The organism is Streptomyces torulosus (genome assembly GCF_001419765.1).
In the GTDB taxonomy this organism is placed as follows: Bacteria; Actinomycetota; Actinomycetes; order Streptomycetales; family Streptomycetaceae; genus Streptomyces; species Streptomyces torulosus.
Window position 1 is genome coordinate 1 of the sequence record NZ_LIRK01000270.1, and the last position, 17,124, is coordinate 17,124.

Annotated in this window: 16 protein-coding genes; 3 read left to right on the forward strand and 13 right to left on the reverse strand. The window is 71.7% G+C overall.

Going from position 1 to position 17,124, the window contains the following annotated elements:
• From AOK23_RS19505 to AOK23_RS19540, 8 genes are all read right to left on the reverse strand, one after another.
• The coding region (locus AOK23_RS19505) for a TerD family protein (protein ID WP_206336241.1) at positions 1–503 on the reverse strand (503 nt) is incomplete at its 3' end.
• A gap of 73 nt (positions 504–576) precedes the next feature.
• On the reverse strand, positions 577–798 hold the full coding sequence (locus AOK23_RS19510) for a hypothetical protein (protein WP_055713980.1): 222 nt from the start codon (positions 796–798) through the stop codon (positions 577–579).
• 70 nt (positions 799–868) lie between these two features.
• Positions 869–1,858 (reverse strand): zinc-dependent alcohol dehydrogenase family protein, encoded by a 990-nt coding sequence (locus tag AOK23_RS19515; protein ID WP_055713981.1) that lies wholly within the window; start codon positions 1,856–1,858, stop codon positions 869–871.
• Positions 1,855–2,679, reverse strand: a complete 825-nt coding sequence (locus AOK23_RS19520) for a carbohydrate ABC transporter permease (RefSeq protein ID WP_055713982.1) — start codon at positions 2,677–2,679, stop codon at positions 1,855–1,857. The genes AOK23_RS19515 and AOK23_RS19520 overlap by 4 nt, the downstream gene beginning before the upstream one ends.
• A complete protein-coding gene (locus AOK23_RS19525) occupies positions 2,676–3,614 on the reverse strand; it encodes a carbohydrate ABC transporter permease (RefSeq protein WP_055713983.1) in 939 nt (312 codons plus the stop codon). The genes AOK23_RS19520 and AOK23_RS19525 overlap by 4 nt, the downstream gene beginning before the upstream one ends.
• Entirely contained in the window at positions 3,611–4,981 is a 1,371-nt protein-coding gene (locus AOK23_RS19530) for an ABC transporter substrate-binding protein (protein ID WP_055713984.1), read from the reverse strand. The genes AOK23_RS19525 and AOK23_RS19530 overlap by 4 nt, the downstream gene beginning before the upstream one ends.
• Before the next feature lie 100 nt (positions 4,982–5,081).
• Positions 5,082–5,852 (reverse strand): DeoR/GlpR family DNA-binding transcription regulator, encoded by a 771-nt coding sequence (locus AOK23_RS19535; RefSeq protein ID WP_055713985.1) that lies wholly within the window; start codon positions 5,850–5,852, stop codon positions 5,082–5,084.
• A 318-nt stretch (positions 5,853–6,170) separates the two neighbouring features.
• The gene (locus AOK23_RS19540) at positions 6,171–6,995 is read right to left on the reverse strand and encodes an NAD-dependent epimerase/dehydratase family protein (protein ID WP_055713986.1); all 825 of its coding nucleotides are present in this window, start codon (positions 6,993–6,995) and stop codon (positions 6,171–6,173) included.
• 215 nt (positions 6,996–7,210) lie between these two features.
• On the opposite strand from AOK23_RS19540, the gene AOK23_RS19545 reads away from it, so the two are divergent.
• On the forward strand, positions 7,211–8,179 hold the full coding sequence (locus tag AOK23_RS19545; protein WP_055713987.1) for a 5-dehydro-4-deoxyglucarate dehydratase: 969 nt from the start codon (positions 7,211–7,213) through the stop codon (positions 8,177–8,179).
• Complete coding sequence (locus tag AOK23_RS19550; RefSeq protein ID WP_055713988.1) at positions 8,176–9,360, forward strand: hypothetical protein; 1,185 nt, start codon at positions 8,176–8,178, stop codon at positions 9,358–9,360. The genes AOK23_RS19545 and AOK23_RS19550 overlap by 4 nt, the downstream gene beginning before the upstream one ends.
• Before the next feature lie 217 nt (positions 9,361–9,577).
• Here AOK23_RS19550 and AOK23_RS19555 read toward each other — a convergent pair whose 3' ends face one another.
• The 5 genes from AOK23_RS19555 to AOK23_RS19575 all read right to left on the reverse strand — a co-directional run bounded on the left by AOK23_RS19555 (position 9,578) and on the right by AOK23_RS19575 (position 16,729).
• Positions 9,578–10,627 carry an ABC transporter substrate-binding protein gene (locus AOK23_RS19555; protein ID WP_055713989.1) on the reverse strand — a complete coding sequence of 350 codons (1,050 nt, stop codon included), beginning with the start codon at positions 10,625–10,627 and terminating at the stop codon, positions 9,578–9,580.
• A gap of 369 nt (positions 10,628–10,996) precedes the next feature.
• A complete protein-coding gene (locus tag AOK23_RS19560; protein WP_055713990.1) occupies positions 10,997–12,157 on the reverse strand; it encodes an acyl-CoA dehydrogenase family protein in 1,161 nt (386 codons plus the stop codon).
• Positions 12,158–12,163: 6 nt separating this feature from the next.
• Positions 12,164–13,093, reverse strand: a complete 930-nt coding sequence (locus AOK23_RS19565; protein ID WP_055713992.1) for a hydroxymethylglutaryl-CoA lyase — start codon at positions 13,091–13,093, stop codon at positions 12,164–12,166.
• A 53-nt stretch (positions 13,094–13,146) separates the two neighbouring features.
• Positions 13,147–15,093: an acetyl-CoA carboxylase biotin carboxylase subunit gene (locus tag AOK23_RS19570; RefSeq protein WP_055713993.1), complete on the reverse strand. Its 1,947-nt coding sequence runs from the start codon at positions 15,091–15,093 to the stop codon at positions 13,147–13,149.
• Positions 15,094–15,112: 19 nt separating this feature from the next.
• Positions 15,113–16,729: a carboxyl transferase domain-containing protein gene (locus tag AOK23_RS19575; RefSeq protein WP_055713991.1), complete on the reverse strand. Its 1,617-nt coding sequence runs from the start codon at positions 16,727–16,729 to the stop codon at positions 15,113–15,115.
• Positions 16,730–16,816: 87 nt separating this feature from the next.
• Between AOK23_RS19575 and AOK23_RS19580 the strand changes: the two genes are divergently transcribed.
• On the forward strand, positions 16,817–17,124 hold a 308-nt coding region (locus tag AOK23_RS19580; protein WP_240496463.1), incomplete at its 3' end, for a TetR/AcrR family transcriptional regulator.

The following is a 17,124-nucleotide window of genomic DNA, read 5'->3' on the forward strand; positions in this document are numbered from 1 at the left end:
GTCGGGGTGGGCTCCTCCACCGTGACGCCGAAGTCCGTCGCGATGCCGGCCAGGCCGTTGGCGTACCCCTGGCCGACGGCGCGGGCCTTCCAGGCGCCGCCCCGCAGGTAGATCTCCACGATCACCAGGGCCGTCTCCGTGCCGAGCTGCGGCGGAGTGAACGTGGCGATCACCGAGCCGCTCGCGGCGTCGCGGACGGTGGCGGTGGGTTCGATGCCCTGGAAGGTCTGGCCGGCCGCGTCCGGGCTGGCCGTGACGACGATCTTCTCGATGCCCGGCGGGAGGGCCGTGGTGTCGACCGTGATCGAGTCGGGGGTCGCACCGCCGCCCGAGCGGTACGTCACACCCGGGCCGCTCGGCTGGTTGTAGAAGATGAAGTCGTCGTCCGAGCGCACCTTGCCGTCGGCGGTGAGCAGCAGGCCCGATACGTCGAGCCGCACGGGGGCGGAGACGTCCACCGCGACACGGGTAACGGGCAGCGGGATGTTCGAGCCGGGGGTCATAGCTGTCATGTGTGGTGAACGATTCAAGCCGCTTTACCGTTCCCTTACCCAGCGGGCCGGGCGGCCGTTCGGGTCAGCGGCGGTTGCGGGGGTGCTCCCGGGCGGTGCGCTCGTTGCCCCGCCGGTAGTTCCCGGTCCAGCGGGCCATGACCAGCTGCGGGTCGCCCGCCGCGACCTCGGCGAGGAAGCGGTCGGCGCGCGGGCCGCGCAGCGTGGTGGCCGCCCGGCCGTGATGCTCGATCGTCACGGTGCGGTCGGCGTGCTCGGTGTGGGTGAATCCCTGAGGGCGTGGCATGTCCAGGATCGTAGGGGCGGAGGGGAGGGGCACCCCAGTGAATATCTGCCGGTGAGGTGCCCGCCCGTCGCTACGGCACCACGACGATCTTCCGGCCCACGCCCGACGCGAACTGGTCCAGCGCCTCGGGGTACCGGTCCAGTGGCATCCGGTCGCTGATGAAGACGTCCGGGTCGAGCACCCCGTTCGCGAAGAGTTCCGCCGCGCGTTCGAAGCTGTGCAGGACCGCCATGGAGCCGGTGATGGTGATCTCCTGGTTGTAGATCCGGTACGGGTCGATCGTGACCCGCGTCGCGTAGTCGGCCACGCCGAACTGGAGGAAGGTGCCCGCCTTCGCGACCCGGTCCAGGCCGTCCTGGATCGCGGCGGCGTTGCCGGTGGCGTCCACCACCAGGTCCCAGCCCTGCGGCCGCTCCAGCTCGTCGGGGTTCGCGGCCGCCCCCGAGACACCCAGGCGGCGCGCCGTCTCCAGCCGCGCGGGGTTCACGTCCACGACGTCCACGCTCGCCGCGCCGGTCCGCTTGGCCAGCTCCAGCATCATCAGGCCCATCGTCCCCGAGCCGTAGATCAGTACGTGGGCGCCGAGGCGCGACCTGAGCACGTCGTAGCCGCGTACCGCGCACGACAGCGGCTCCACCAGCGCCGCGTCCTGGGTGCGCACATGGTCCGGCAGCTTCACGCAGTTCGCCACGGGCGCCACCGCGTACTCCGCGGCGCCGCCCGCCGTCGTCACACCGATGGCGGCCCACCGTTCGCAGAGGTTGTTGTGGCCGGTACGGCAGTAGCGGCACTCATGGCAGTACAGGGACGGGTCCACCGCCACCCGGTCGCCGGCGGCCAGCTCGGTGACCCCGCCGCCCACGGCCACGACCTCGCCCGCGAACTCGTGGCCCGGCACGATCGGCAGCTCGGGCGCGAACTCGCCCTGGAGGATGTGCAGATCGGTGCCGCACAGGCCGCACGCGGCGACCCGGACGACGACGTCACGGGGGCCCGGTGCCGGGTCCGGGACCTCGGTGACGACGGCCTTGCCCACGGACTCGATGACGGCGGCCTTCATTTGACGGCTCCCAAGGACAGGCCCTGGACCAGTTTGTCCTGGGCGGCGAACCCCGCGGCGAGCACCGGCAGGGAGATGACGAGGGACGCGGCGCACACCTTCGCCAGGAACAGGCCCTGGCTGGTGATGAAGCCGGTCAGGAACACGGGCGCGGTCTCGGCCACGACACCCGTCAGCACCCTCGCGAACAGCAGCTCGTTCCAGCTGAAGATGAAGCAGATCAGGGCGGTCGCGGCGATGCCGGGGGCCGCTATCGGCGCCACCACCCGGGCCAGCACCGTCGGGAGTCGGGCGCCGTCGAGTTGCGCGGCCTCGATCACCGCGACCGGCACCTCCGCGAGGAAGGACTGCATCATCCACACGGCGATCGGCAGGTTCATGGAGGTGTAGAGGACGACCAGCAGCCAGATGTTGTCGAGGAGGCCCGCGTTCCTCGCGAAGAGGTAGATCGGGAGCAGGCCCGCCACCACCGGCAGCATCTTGGTGGAGAGGAAGAAGAACAGGACGTCCGTCCACTTGCGCACCGGGCGGATCGACAGGGCGTACGCCGCCGGGAAGGCCAGCAGCAGGACGAGCAGGGTCGAGGCGAGGGACGCCACCGTGGAGTTGATCAGCGCGGGCCAGGGGCTCGCCCCGCCGTCCACGCCGAAGAACTCGCGGTAGCCGTCCAGGGTCAGCGCCGCCGCGAAGGACGGCGGGTTGGTCGCCGCGTCCGACTCCGAGTGGAAGGACGTCAGCGCCATCCAGGCGATGGGCAGGAAGAACACGACCCCGGCGAACCAGGCCAGCAGACCGGGAGCCTTGCGTCGCAGCACGTTCATGAGCGCCCCGCCTCCTCGCGGAACAGCGACGAGACCACGCGCAGCGCGAACGTCGCGATGATGATCGAGCCGATGACGACCAGGACGCCGGCCGCCGAGGCGAGACCGTTCTCATGGGCCTGGTAGAAGGTCTGGTAGACGGTGTAGGGGAGGTTCGCCGTGCCCAGGCCGCCGGAGGTGATCGTGAAGACGGCGTCGAAGTTCTGGACGATGTAGATCGAGCCGAGCAGGGCGCCGAGTTCGAGGTAGCGGCGCAGGTGCGGCAGGGTCAGATGGCGGAAGATCTGCCAGTCGCTCGCGCCGTCGACACGGGCCGCCTCGATCTGCTGGTGGTCGCGGGACTGCAGACCCGCCAGCAGGATCAGCATCATGAACGGCGTCCACTGCCAGACCAGGGATGCCTCCACCGCGAGCAGCGGCGTCTCGGAGATCCAGTCCGGCTGGGGACCGCCGACGTAGTGCAGCAGGCCGTTGAACAGGCCGTACTCGGGGTTGTAGAGGACGTGTTTCCACAGCAGGGCCGCCGCCACCGGGACCACCAGGAACGGGGCGATGAGCAGGGTGCGCACCAGGCCCCGGCCGCGGAACCTCCGGTCCAGCAGCAGCGCCAGCAGCAGCCCCAGGACCAGACTGGCGAGCACCACGGCGACCGTCAGCAGGACCGTCGTCCACACCGAGCGGCGCAGGTCGGGGTCGGTGAGGACCTCGCCGTAGTTGGCGAGGCCGGCGAAGCTCCGGGCGTCGGGGTAGAGGGAGTTCCAGTCGAAGAAGGAGATCACCAGGGTGGCCACGAACGGCAGCTGGGTCACGGTGATCATGAAGGCGAGGGCGGGCAGGAGCGGGGCGCGGGTCGCCCAGGCCCGCAGCCGGGCGTTCGGCCTGCCCTCGGTGCGTACGGGTGTCGCCGCCCTCGGCGCTGTCGTGGTCGCGGTCATCGTCCCTCGTACTCCTCGGAGATCTGCTCGGCGAGCGCCTGTGCCTTCCTCAGGGCCGACTCCACGGACTGGCGTCCGGCGATGGCCGCGCTGATCTCCAGGGAGACCTTGGTGCCGAGATCGGTGAACTCGGGGATGCCGACGAACTGGATGCCGGGCGCGGGCCGCGGCTGCACCCCCGGATCGGTGGGCCGGGCGCCCTCGATGGCCTCGCGCGTCATCTCCTGGAAGGCGGCGGCCTCCGCGCGGTAGTCGGGGTTCGCGTACGTCGACTCCCGCTTGCCGGCGGGCACGTTCGACCAGCCGATCTCGTCGCCGACCAGTTCCTCGTACTCCTTGCCGGACGCCCAGGAGACGAACTTCCACGCCTTGTCGGGGTTGCGGGAGGCCTTCTGGATGCCCCAGGCCCAGGTGTAGAGCCAGCCGGAGGACGCGGTCCGCTCGACCGGCGCCGGTACGTAGCCGATGTCCCCCTTCACGGGGGAGTCGTCCGCCTCCAGGGAACCGGCGGCGGAGGTGGCGTCGTACCACATGGCGACCTTGCCCTGGGTCATGTTGTTCAGGCACTCGGCGAAGCCGGACTGGGCGGCGCCGGACTCGCCGTGCTCGCGGACGAGGTCGACGTAGAACCGGGTGGCCCGCTCGAACTCGGGGGAGTCCAGGCGCGCCTTCCAGTCCTTGTCGAACCAGGTGCCGCCGAAGGTGTTCACGACCGTGGTCAGGGGGGCCATGACCTCGCCCCAGCCGGGCAGACCGCGCAGACAGATGCCCTTCATGCCGGGTTCGGCGCCGTCCGCCTTCGCCGCGAGGTCGGCGACCTGCCGCCAGGTGGGGCGCTCCGGCATGGTGAGCCCCTGCTCGGCGAACACGTCCTTGCGGTACATCAGGAAGGACGACTCGCCGTAGAAGGGCTGCCCGTAGAGCTTTCCGTCGTCGCCCGTCAGGGACTGGCGCATCGGCTTGAGGATGTCCCGCTGGTCGAACGCGCGGTCCTCGGCGACGTACGGGTCCATCGCCTCCAGCCAGCCGTTCCTGGCGTAGATCGGTATCTCGTAGTTGCTCAGGGTCGCCACGTCGTACTGGCCGGCCTGGTTGGCGAAGTCCTGGCTGATCTTGTCGCGGACGTCGTTCTCCGGCAGGACGGTGAAGTTCACCTCGATGCCGGTCCTTTTCGTGAAGTGCGCGGCCGTGAGCTTCCGCAGCTCCTGCATCTGCGGGTTGTTGACCATCAGCACGTTGATCGCGTCGCCGCCGGATCCCGCCCCGCCCGCTCCGGTCCAGCAACCGGAGAGAAGCGGGGCGAGCAGCGTCCCTGCGGCGACCGCGGCGAGTGCTGCGCGCGGCCTCCGTCGGCTCGGGGTTCGCATGTGATCGCTCCTGGACGTAGGGGAGAGACGGAGGGGCATAACCGGAGATAAGGGATGCGTGGAGGTGTGGAGGGGCCGGGGAATCGGTCGGGGAGGGGTGTCAGACGCGGATGACCTGGGGGCCCAGCAGGGCGTAGCGGTGGGCCTCCGCCGTGGGCAGGGAGGTGCTCGTGACGATCGCGTCCAGGTCGCCCACCTCGGCGAACCGGCAGAAGCTGACCGCGCCGAACTTGGTGTGGACGCCCGTGAAGACGGTGCGCCGGGAGGCGCGGACGGCCTGGGCCTTGACCTCGCTGACGGCCGGGTCGGGGGTGGTGAGCCCGTGGTCGCGGGTGATGCCGTTGGCGCCGATGTAGGCCAGGTCGACGACGAAGCCGGCGAGCATCTTCGTCGTCCAGTGGTCGACGGTGGCGAGGGTGCCGGGCCGCACCCGGCCGCCGAGCAGCAGCACGGTCGTGTTGCCGGCCTCGGCGAGCGCGCCCGCGGTGGCGAGGGAGGCGGTGACCACGGTCAGCGGCCGGTCGCGGGGGAGGGCCTCGGCGATGAGCTGCGGGGTGAAGCCCTCGTCGACGAAGACCGTCTCCGCGTCCCCCAGCAACTCGGCCGCCGCGGCGGCGATCCGGCGCTTCTCGGGGACGTGACTGGTGGCACGGAAGGCGAGCGTCGTCTCGAACCCGGCGCTCTCCACGGGATACGCGCCGCCGTGCGTGCGCCGGACGAGCCCGTGCTCCTCCAGGGCGCGCAGATCACGCCGTACGGTCTCCTTCGCCACGCCCAGGTCGGCGGCGAGTTCGGCGACGTCGACGGAGCCCGTGCGGCGGGCGGCCCTGACGATCTCGCGCTGCCTCTCCTCCGCGCTCATGGCCGACACCCGCTCTCCCTCGCCGTCGCACTGCCCGTTCGGGCCCGTTCGGGGCCTCGGTGCCAGTTCTACAGCGGGTGCGTGGCGCTGACCAGGCTTGTTGCGCGCCCGATGATGCCCGTCCCTGCCCGTTTCGGCGGCGGCCGCCCGTCGGGGACCTGGGGCGGAGGGGAGATCGGGCAGCGGGCGTGCCCGAATACGGCAGCGGGCGGGCCCGTTCGGTGCCCGCCCGCTGCTCTCGTCCGCCGCACGGCCCTCGTTTCCGTACGACGGGCGCTCGTGGCCCCCGTGGACGCGCCGACGGCCGGAAGGCCGGCCGTCGCCCGGTCAGTGCGGCCAGATCGGCGGCTTGTTCACGAAGTGGCCGCCCAGGCAGGCGTGCGCCTCGTTGTCGGGGTCGAGTTCGCCCTGCTCGGCGATGAGTTTCTCGGCGTACGGCTCGGAGTCGTCCCGCGGTTCGTAGCCCAGGGCGCGGGCGGTGGTCAGGTCCCACCACAGGCGGGTGTTGGCGGAGGAGCCGTAGACCACGGTGTGGCCGACGTCCTCGGCGGTCAGGGCCGCGTGGAAGAGGCGGGCGCCGTCGGCCGGGCTCATCCACACCGAGAGCATGCGCACGCTGGTCGGCTCGGGGAAGCAGGAGCCGATCCGCACGGACACCGTCTCCAGGCCGTACTTGTCCCAGTAGAACTGGGCGAGGTCCTCGCCGAAGGACTTGGACAGGCCGTAGAAGGTGTCGGGGCGGCGCGGGGTGTCGATGGGGATCAGCGCGCCCGGGTCGAGGGGCGCGTCGCCCCGCGGGCGGGGAGTGAAGCCGACGGCGTGGTTGGAGGAGGCGAAGACGATGCGCGGGACGCCCTCCTGGCGGGCGGCCTCGTACAGGTGGTAGGTGCCCTCGATGTTGGCCCGGAGGATCTTCTCGAAGGGGGCTTCCAGGGAGATGCCCGCGAGGTGGATGATCGCGTCGACGCCCCGTACGGCCTCCCGCAGGGCCTCCTTGTCGGCGAGGTCGGCGGCGATCGCGTCCGGCTCGCCGTCGACGGGGAGCAGATCGAGCAGGCGCAGCTCGTAGCCGTACGCCGGGAGGAGCTCCCGCATCAGGGTGCCGAGACCACCGGCGGCGCCGGTGAGCAGAACGGTGCGGGGAGCGGGCATCCTCGGATCTCCTTGCCTCGCCATTCGTGCATATGGGCGTCCAGCATTCACATTCGTAGACACGCTAGGGAGCGTGGGTCCCGTGCGTCAAGTGTGCCGTCGGCGTGTGCCGGACGGGTGAATCGGCTGGTGCGGCGCGGGTTGGCGACCTTGACCGGCCCGGCGGGGGCGCCCTAGCGTGACATCGTTCAGAAATATAGACACTGATCAGTGGCATGGACTTGGGAGAGCCCGTGACGTCAGCCTCGCTCGCCGCTCGACTCCGTGTCCCCACCGGGCCGCTGTTCTTCCCCGTCACGGCGTACGGCCCGGACGGCCGGATCGACCTCGACGCCTGTCGCGCGCATGTGCGCCGGGGTGTCGAGGCCGGGGCCGCCGCCGTCTTCGCCTGCTGCGGGACCGGCGAGTTCCACGCGCTCACCCCCGAGGAGTTCCAGGAGTGCGTCCGGGCGGCGGTGACCGAGACCGCCGGGCGGGTGCCCGTCGTCGCCGGCACCGGGTACGGCACCGCGCTGGCCGAGCGCTACGCGCGGCTCGCCGCCGACGCCGGTGCCGACGGACTGCTCGCCCTGCCGCCCTACCTCGTCGTCGCCGCCCAGGAAGGGCTCCTGCGGCACTACCGCCGGCTGGCCGCCGCGACCCCGCTCCCCGTGATCGTCTACCAGCGCGACAACGCCGTTCTCACCCCCGGGACGGTCGTCGAACTCGCCCGCACCGAGGGCGTCGTCGGCCTCAAGGACGGCGTCGGCGACCTCGATCTGATGCAGCGCATCGTGAGCACGGTGCGCGGCGAGGCACCGGGCGACTTCCTCTACTTCAACGGACTGCCGACCGCCGAACTGACGCAGCCCGCCTACCGCGGCGTCGGCGTCACCCTGTACTCGTCGGCCGTCTTCTGCTTCGCCCCGGAGATCGCCCAGGCGTTCCACCGGGCGCTCGACACGGGCGACGACCCGACCGTGCGACGGCTCCTGGACGGTTTCTACCGCCCCTTCGTCGACCTGCGGGCCAAAGGACGCGGCTATGCCGTGTCACTGGTGAAGGCCGGGGTACGGCTACGGGGGCTGGACGTGGGAGAGGTACGGCCGCCGCTGCACGAGCCGGCCGAGGAACACGTCAAACAGCTGGGCCAGTTGATCGAGCGCGGATACGCGCTGCTGGAGGAGTGCCGGGAGGGCAAGTGAAGGCGTCTACGTTCGTCTACCCGTGGGACGTCAACGGGGATCCGGCCGCCGCGGAGCGCATCGCGGAACTCGGTGTGCGGCAGGTGACGCTCGCCTCCGCCTACCACTCCACCCGCGCGCTCACCCCGCGCCACCCCCGGCGCCGCGTCGTCACCGCCGAGCACGCGGCCGTGCTGTACCCGCCGGGCGAGCGCTGGCGGGGGCGGACCCTGCGACCGTACCCGGCGGGGGAGTGGGCGCCCGGCGACGCGTTCGGAGAGGCCGCCGGGGCGCTGGAGGCCGCCGGTCTGGAGGTGCACACCTGGGTGGTCCTCGCCCACAACTCCCGGCTCGGCGCGGAACACCCGTCGACCTCCGTCATCAACGCGTACGGTGACCGCTACCCGTGGGCGCCGTGCATCGCCCAGCCGGAGACCCGCGAGTACCTCGTCGACCTGGCCGCGGAGGCCGCGGCACGGCCGGGCGCGCGCGGCACCGAACTGGAGTCCCTCGGCTGGTACGGCTTCCAGCACCTGCACGCCCACGACAAGACGGGCGGGGTCGCGCTCGGGGACGCCGGGCAGTACCTGATGGCGCTCTGCTTCTGCCCCACCTGCCGGGACGGGTACGCCGACGCCGGACTGGACCCGGACGCGCTGGCCGCGGCCGTCCGGGACGCGCTGGAACCGCTGTGGCGGGGCGAGCCGGTCGACGAGGGGTGGCCGGCGGTCGAGAAGCTCCTCGGCGCGGAGTGGGCGGCGGGGACCCGGGTGTGGCGCGACGCCGTCGCCCGCTCCCTCCAGGAGGCCGCCGTCACGGCGGTACGGGCCGCCGCGCCCGAGGGGTTCCAGGTACTGCTGCACGCGGACCCCGTGACCTACCACTGCGGGGCCAACGCCGGCGTCGACCCCGCGCACATCCTGGGCGTGGCCGACGGCGTCGTCGTGCCGTGCGGGGGCGGACCGGGACTGCTTCCCGCGTTCGCGCAGGCGCGCGGGGAAGCGGGCGCGGAGGGGGCGGTGCTGGCCGCCAACTTCGGCGTCGTGTCCGGGATGGGCGGCAGCCCCGGAACCCTGGGCGCGGATGCCCGGCGGGCGGCCGAACTGGGGGCGACGGAGATCCGGCTCTACCACGCGGGCCTGGCGTCGGACCAGGACCTGACGGCGGTGAGGGAGGGGCTGACTGCGGTGCCGGGCGCCTAGTGGCTCGGGGGTGCGGGTGCTTTTTGGCGGGTGCGGGTGCGTGGGGGCTGGCCGCGCAGTTCCCCGCGCCCCTAAAGGCAACGGCCCCTGCGGGCCGCTGAAAAAGCACGGGGCGCAGCCCCTGCTTTTTCAGGGGCGCGGGGCGTCGACATGTGCGGCGCCGCCGCGTGTGCGCGACCAGCCACAGCCGACGCGCGGTTCACCCACGGTCAGGGCCTCAGCGGACCTTCTTCGCCTTTTCGATCGCCTCGGCCAGCTCCTCCAGGAGCGGCGCGCACTTGTCGTAGGACAGGATCGGCTCGGGGTTGCGCCCGATGACCTGACCGGCCTTGACCGCGGGCAGCTTCTTCCAGGTCGCCTCTTCGATCGCGTCCGGCTGGATCGCCGACGTGCGGTTGTCCATGATGATGACGTCCGCGTCGTACTTGTCGACGTTCTCCCAGCTGAGGTTCTCGAACCAGCCGCCGCTGGCCTTGAGGGCCTCGGCGCTCGGCTCGACGAAGTTCACGCCGAGGGCCTTGAAGTACTCCAGGTCGATGGAGAGGTTCGAGCCGGACACGTAGAAGATGTCCTGGCTGGCGGAACCGGCCAGCACCTTGATGTCGGGCTTGGCCTTGGTGGCCGCGCGCAGCCGGGCGGCGGCGTCCTCGAACCGCTTCTTCGCCGCGGTGACCTTCTTCGACGTGACGTCCGCGCCGAGCGACTCGGCGAGCTCGTAGACCCGCTGGAGCGGCTCGGTCATCTGGCGGTCGTACACGGAGATGCCGACGCTCGGGGCGAGCTTGGCGATCTCGTCCTTGGACGCATCGGGCACGTACCAGAGGGTGCCCGCGTCGTCGAACATCGTGGTGATGAGGACGTCGGGGGAGAGGGCCGCGTACTTCTCGACGCTGAACTCGTCCCAGACGTTGCCGATGACGGTGACCTTGCTGATGTCGAGGTCGCCGGCCTGGACGTCGGCCTTGCCGTTCTGCAGCTTGGTCGGGCCGAAGACCCCCTTCACGCCGATGCCGTAGTCGTGCAGCGCGGCGGCGACACCCACGAACGCGACGATGTTCGCCGGGGTCTTGTCGAGCTCGACGGTCTCGTCGCGGTCGTCCTTGAAGGTCCAGGGGCCCGACTTGGCGGCAGCCGTCTCCTTGCCGGAGCCGGCGCCGCTGCTCGCCTTGTCGTCTCCGCAGGCGGCGAGCACGGCACCGAGACCGAGTGCGCCACCGGCGGCGAGGATGCCACGGCGGGTGAGGTGAGCGGCTCTGGCGTTGGGCATGAGTATGGCTACTTTCGAACGGGGCGGAGTGCCGCCCGAGGGTGAGTTCGAAGGTAGGTTAGCCTAACCTCACTTCTTGTCCAGGGGGTGGGGTCTGCTGTGGGGGTACCGCGTCCGGGTGTACGTCAATCTTTGCGTTTCCTGTGAATCGAAGGTTCAGCAGGTTTACCAGGCATTGAAGGGGTGTGAACCGACCCTCCGTGTCGCCTTTGTGAAGGTCCCGTCGAGTGGGGTGACCGGCGGTATACGAGGCTCAACCGCAGCCCATCACCAGCCTGTTGGGGAGGACCCCCGTGACCGCCGAACCGCCCCCGCACGTCAGAAGGCCGGATCCGTAGGAACGAATCCGGCCCCCTCGGTACGGCGGTCTCAGCCCACGAGCCCCAACTCGCGGGCGATCAGCATGCGCTGGACCTCGCTCGTGCCCTCGCCGATCTCCAGGATCTTGGAGTCGCGCCACATACGGGCCACCGGGTACTCGTTCATGAAGCCGTAGCCGCCGTGGATCTGCGTGGCGTCGCGGGCGTTGTCCACGGCGACCGTGGACGAGTACAGCTTCGCCAGCGCCGCCTCCTTCTTGAAGGGCTCCCCGGCGACCAGCCGTGAGGCCGCGTCCCGCCACGCGAGGCGGGCCGTGTGGGCCTTCATCTCCATGTCGGCGATCTTGAACTGGATCGCCTGGTTGGAGCCGATCGGCCGGCCGAAGGCATGGCGCTCCTTGGCGTACTTCACCGACTCGTCGACACAGCCCTGGGCGAGCCCCGTGGCGAGCGCCGAGATGGCGATCCGGCCCTCGTCGAGGATGCGCAGGAACTGCGCGTAGCCGCGGCCGAGTTCGCCGAGGAGGTTCTCCGCGGGGACCCGGACGTCGGAGAAGGACAGCTCACGGGTGTCGGAGGCGTTCCAGCCGACCTTGGAGTAGGGGGCCGCCACCGTGAAGCCCGGGGTGCCGGACGGGACGATGATGGAGGAGATCAGCGGCTTGCCCTCCGGAGTGCGGCCGGTCACCGCCGTGACCGTGACGAGGCCCGTGATGTCGGTGCCGGAGTTGGTGATGAAGCACTTGCTGCCGTTGATCACCCACTCGTTGGTCTCCTCGTCCAGCCGGGCCGTCGTACGGGTCGCGCCCGCGTCCGAGCCGCCGTCCGGCTCGGTGAGGCCGAACGCGCCCAGGATCTCCCCGGAGCACAGCCGCGGCAGCCACTCCTCCTTCTGGGCCGTCGTGCCGAACAGATGGATCGGCATGGCGCCCAGGGAGACCCCCGCTTCCAGGGTGATGGCCACGGACGAGTCGACCCGCGCCAGCTCCTCCAGGGCGATACCGAGCGCCAGGTAGTCGCCGCCCATACCGCCGTACTCCTCCGGGAACGGCAGCCCGAACAGGCCCATGCGGCCCATCTCGCGCACGATCTCGTACGGGAACTCATGGCGCTCGTAGAAGTCGCCGATCTTCGGTGCGACGACCTCGTGCGCGAACTCCTCGACCGTACGGCGGAGTTCTTCCAGTTCGGGAGAGAGGTGGTGGTCCATGAAAACTCACTGCTCCTTGTGGGAGAGGGCTCGTACGGTGCGGGACGGGCTGGGTCGGCCCAGGTGGTCGGCCATCCACGCGCTGGTGGCGACGAGACGGCCGAGGTCGACGCCGGTGTCGATGCCGAGGCCCCGCAGCATCCACACGAGGTCCTCCGTGGCGAGGTTGCCAGTGGCGCTCCTGGCGTAGGGGCAGCCGCCGAGGCCGCCCGCGGAGGCGTCGACGGTCGTGACGCCGTGCCGCAGCGCCGCGAGGGTGTTGGCGAGGGCCTGGCCGTAGGTGTCGTGGAAGTGGACACCGAGGGCCGACGTCGGTACCCCCGCCTCGTTCAGTGCGGTGAGCAGCGCCTGCACATGGCCCGGCGTGGCGACGCCGATGGTGTCGCCGAGGCTCAGCTCGTCGCAGCCCATGTCGAGCAGGGCCCGGCAGACCCGGACGACCTGCGGGACCGGCACCGGACCCTCCCAGGGGTCGCCGAAGCACATGGAGAGATAGCCCCGCACATGCACCCCGTCGGCCTTCGCCCGGGTCACCACCGGGTCGAACATGGCCAGCGCCTCGTCGACCGTGCGGTTGAGGTTGGCCTTGGCGAAGGACTCGGTGGCGCTGGCGAAGACGGCCACCCGGCGGGCGCCCAGCGTCAGGGCCCGGTCGAGACCGCGCTCGTTGGGCACCAGGACCGGCAGGTCCACCGGCAGATCGGCGACCCGCGGGAACAGCGCCTCGGCGTCGGCGAGCTGCGGCACCCACTTGGGGTGCACGAAGCTCGTCGCCTCGATCGTCGTCAGCCCCGCGTCGGCCAGGCGGCGGACGAACTCCGCCTTCACCTCCGTCGGGACGGTCGCCTTCTCGTTCTGCAGGCCGTCACGGGCGCCCACCTCGTGGATGCGGACCCGCGCCGGGAGCCCGTCGGCGGCCGGGGCGGGCACGGTCATCGGCAGGCCGAGGGCGGAACCCTCCGCGGTCGCCGCCGTGCTGTCCGGTGAGGTCATCGCGCGGCCTCCTCGTCCTGCTCGTGCGGGGCGACGACCGCCAGCACCTGGTCCATGGCGACGGTCGTGCCCGGCGCCACGTCCAGCTCGGTGACGGTCCCGGCGTGCGGTGCGGCGATGACGTGCTCCATCTTCATCGCCTCCACCACCAGCAGACTCTGACCGGCGCTCACCTCGTCCCCGACGGCCACCTTCACCACGGTGACCGTGCCGGGCATCGGCGCCGTCAGCGAGTCCGCGCCCCCGTGGACCGCGCCGGTCAGGGCGGCGGCCACCGGGTCGTGGTCCCGTACATGCCAGGCGTCGCCGTCCCCGCCGAGCCAGTCGGCGGCCCGGTGGAAGGTGTGACGGACGCCGTCCAGGGTCACGGAGACCCGGTCGTCGGTGACGGTGTGGGTGGCCGGCGGGCGACGGGTGACGGGTTCGAGGCCCGGCACCCGCAGGTCGAATGCCGGGGGAACGGTCTCACCGCCCAGGCGCCAGCCGTTCGGCACCGAGAAGGGGTCCGTCCAGCCCTCGCCCCGGGGCGTCAGCCCGTCGAGCCGCACCGCGGCCGCCGCCTCGTACACGGCCTCGGGCACCCCCTCCGGTACGAGCCCGTCGACCTCTCGCTCGACCAGGCCCGTGTCCAGGTCGCCCGCGACCACCGCCGGATGCGCCAGCAGCCGGCGCAGGAACCCGGCGTTCGTCTGGACGCCCAGGGTGACCGTCCCGGCGAGGGCGGCCCGGAGCCGGCGCAGCGCGGTGGGCCGGTCGGGGCCGTACGCGATGACCTTGGAGAGCATCGGGTCGTACAGCGAGCCGACCTCCGTGCCCTCGGTGAGGCCGGAGTCCGTGCGGACGCCGTCGCCCTGCGGTTCGCGCAGCCTCAGGATCGTGCCGCCGGAGGGCAGGAAGCCGCGCGAGGGGTCCTCGGCGCAGATCCGGGCCTCGACGGCGTGGCCCGTCAGCCGGATGTCGTCCTGCGTGAGGGCCAGCCGCTCGCCCGCCGCGACCCGCAGCTGCCACTCCACCAGGTCGACGCCCGTGACCAGCTCGGTCACCGGGTGCTCCACCTGGAGGCGGGTGTTCATCTCCATGAAGTAGTACGACGACGGGTCGCCGCCGGGGACGATGAACTCGACCGTGCCCGCGCCGGAGTAGCCGCAGGAGCGGGCCGCCTGGACCGCCGCCTCGCCCATCGCGGCACGGGTGGCCTCGTCGAGCAGGACGCTGGGCGCCTCCTCGATGACCTTCTGGTGGCGGCGCTGGAGGGAGCACTCGCGCTCGCCGAGGTGGATGACGTGCCCGTGGTTGTCGGCCAGGACCTGGATCTCGATGTGCCGGGGGCGGTCGATCCACCGCTCCACGAGGAGGGTGTCGTCACCGAAGGAGGCGCGGGCCTCACGGCGGGCGGCGGCGATCTCGTCGGCCAGCGCCGCCTCGTCCCGCACCAGCCGCATGCCCTTGCCGCCGCCGCCCGCGCTGGGCTTCAGCAGCACCGGCATCCCGATCTCCCGCGCCGCGTCGGCGAGCTGGGCGTCGGTCAGACCGCTGCCGCTGGAGCCGGGGACCACCGGCACCCCGGCCGCCCGGACCGTCTCCTTGGCGCGGATCTTGTCGCCCATGAGGGAGATGGCGTCGGCGGGCGGCCCGATGAAGACGAGCCCCGCCTCCGCGCACGCCCGCGCGAACCCGGCGTTCTCCGCGAGGAAGCCGTACCCCGGGTGCACCGCCCGCGCGCCCGTGCGGGCCGCCGCCTCCAGCAGGCGCTCGACCGACAGATAGCTCTCCGCCGCCGGCGCCGGACCGATCCGTACCGCCGTGTCGGCCTCCCGTACGTGCCGGGCGTCGGCGTCCGCGTCGGAGTACACGGCGACCGAGCGGACGCCGAGGGCGCGGAGGGTGCGGATGACGCGGACGGCGATCTCGCCGCGGTTGGCCACCAGCACCGTGTCGAACATGCTCACGTTCACAGCCCCCTCACATCCGGAAGACGCCGAACTGGGGGTCACCCAGGGGCGCGTTGGCGCAGGCGGTCAGGGCGAGGCCCAGGACCTGGCGGGTGTCCAGCGGATCGATCACGCCGTCGTCCCAGAGGCGGGCGGTGGCGTAGTAGGCGTTCCCCTGGCGCTCGTACTGGGCGCGGATCGGGTCCTTGAAGGACTCCTCGTCCTCCAGAGGCCACTGCTCGCCCCGCGCCTCCAGCTGGTCCCGCTTCACGGTCGCGAGGACGGACGCGGCCTGCTCGCCGCCCATCACCGAGATCTTGGCGTTGGGCCACATCCACAGAAAGCGCGGCGAGTACGCCCGGCCGCACATCGAGTAGTTGCCCGCGCCGTACGAGCCGCCGACCACGACCGTCAGCTTGGGGACGCGGGTGCAGGCCACCGCCGTCACCATCTTGGCGCCGTGCTTGGCGATGCCGCCGGCCTCGTAGTCCCGGCCGACCATGAAGCCGGAGATGTTCTGCAGGAACACCAGCGGGATGCCGCGCTGGTCGCACAGCTCGATGAAGTGGGCACCCTTCTGGGCCGACTCCGAGAACAGGATGCCGTTGTTGGCGACGATCCCCACCGGGTGGCCATGGATCCGGGCGAAGCCGGTGACGAGGGTCTGCCCGAACTCCGCCTTGAACTCGGCGAAACGCGAGCCGTCGACCACGCGCGCGATGACCTCCCGTACGTCGTACGGGGTGCGCGAGTCGACCGGCACCGCCCCGTACAGCGTGTACGGGTCCACCTTGGGCTCGACCGCCGGCTCCACCGACCAGGGGAGCGGGCCCCGCGAAGGCAGTGTGGAGACGATGGTCCGCACGATCCGCAGGGCGTGCGCGTCGTCCTCGGCGAGGTGGTCGGTGACACCGGAGACCCGGGAGTGCACCTCGCCGCCGCCCAGCTCCTCCGCGGTGACGACCTCACCGGTCGCGGCCTTCACCAGCGGGGGGCCGCCGAGGAAGATCGTCCCCTGGTTGCGGACGATCACGGCCTCGTCGCTCATCGCCGGGACGTACGCGCCGCCCGCCGTGCACGAGCCGAGGACGGCCGCGATCTGCGGGATGCCCGCGCCCGACATCCGGGCCTGGTTGTAGAAGATCCGGCCGAAGTGCTCGCGGTCGGGGAAGACCTCGTCCTGCATCGGCAGGAAGGCGCCGCCGGAGTCGACGAGATAGAGACAGGGGAGGCGGTTCTCCAGCGCCACCTCCTGGGCCCTCAGGTGCTTCTTCACCGTCATCGGGTAGTACGTGCCGCCCTTGACGGTGGCGTCGTTGGCCACGATCACGCACTCGCGGCCGCTGACCCTGCCGATCCCGGCGATCACCCCGGCCGCCGGCGCCTGCCCGTCGTACATGCCGTCGGCGGCGAGGGGGGCCAGCTCCAGGAAGGGCGAGCCCGGGTCCAGGAGGGTGTCGACCCGGTCCCTCGGCAGCAGCTTGCCGCGGGCGGTGTGCCGGGCGCGCGCCCTCTCGCCGCCGCCGAGGCGGGCGGCGGCCAGCCGGGCGCGCAGCTCCTCGCCGAGGGCGCGGTGCGCGGCCTCATTGGCCCGAAACGACTCCGCCGCGGGGTCCACCGCGGTCGCGAGCTCCGGTGCCTGGTCCATCGTGCGGTCCCCTCACCTTTGTTAATGAGCGTTAACGCATTTCCTCCAGGTTAACGACCGCTAACCTCCCTGTCTAGAATTGGCTCCATGGCCACCAGAACCGACGCCCCCACCCGCCGCGAGCAGATCCTCAAGGAGGCCGCCCGGCTGTTCGCCGAGCGCGGCTTCCACGGTGTCGGCGTCGACGAGATAGGCGCCGCCGTCGGCATCAGCGGCCCCGGCCTCTACCGCCACTTCGCCGGCAAGGACGCGATGCTCGCCGAGCTGCTGGTCGGCATCAGCGGCCGGCTGCTGACGGGCGCGAAGCGCAGGATCGCCGAGGCGGACGGCTCGACGGGCGGTGCCCGCGGGGCCGGGGGCGCGGTGCGCGCCGCTGGCGGTGCTCGTGCTGGTGG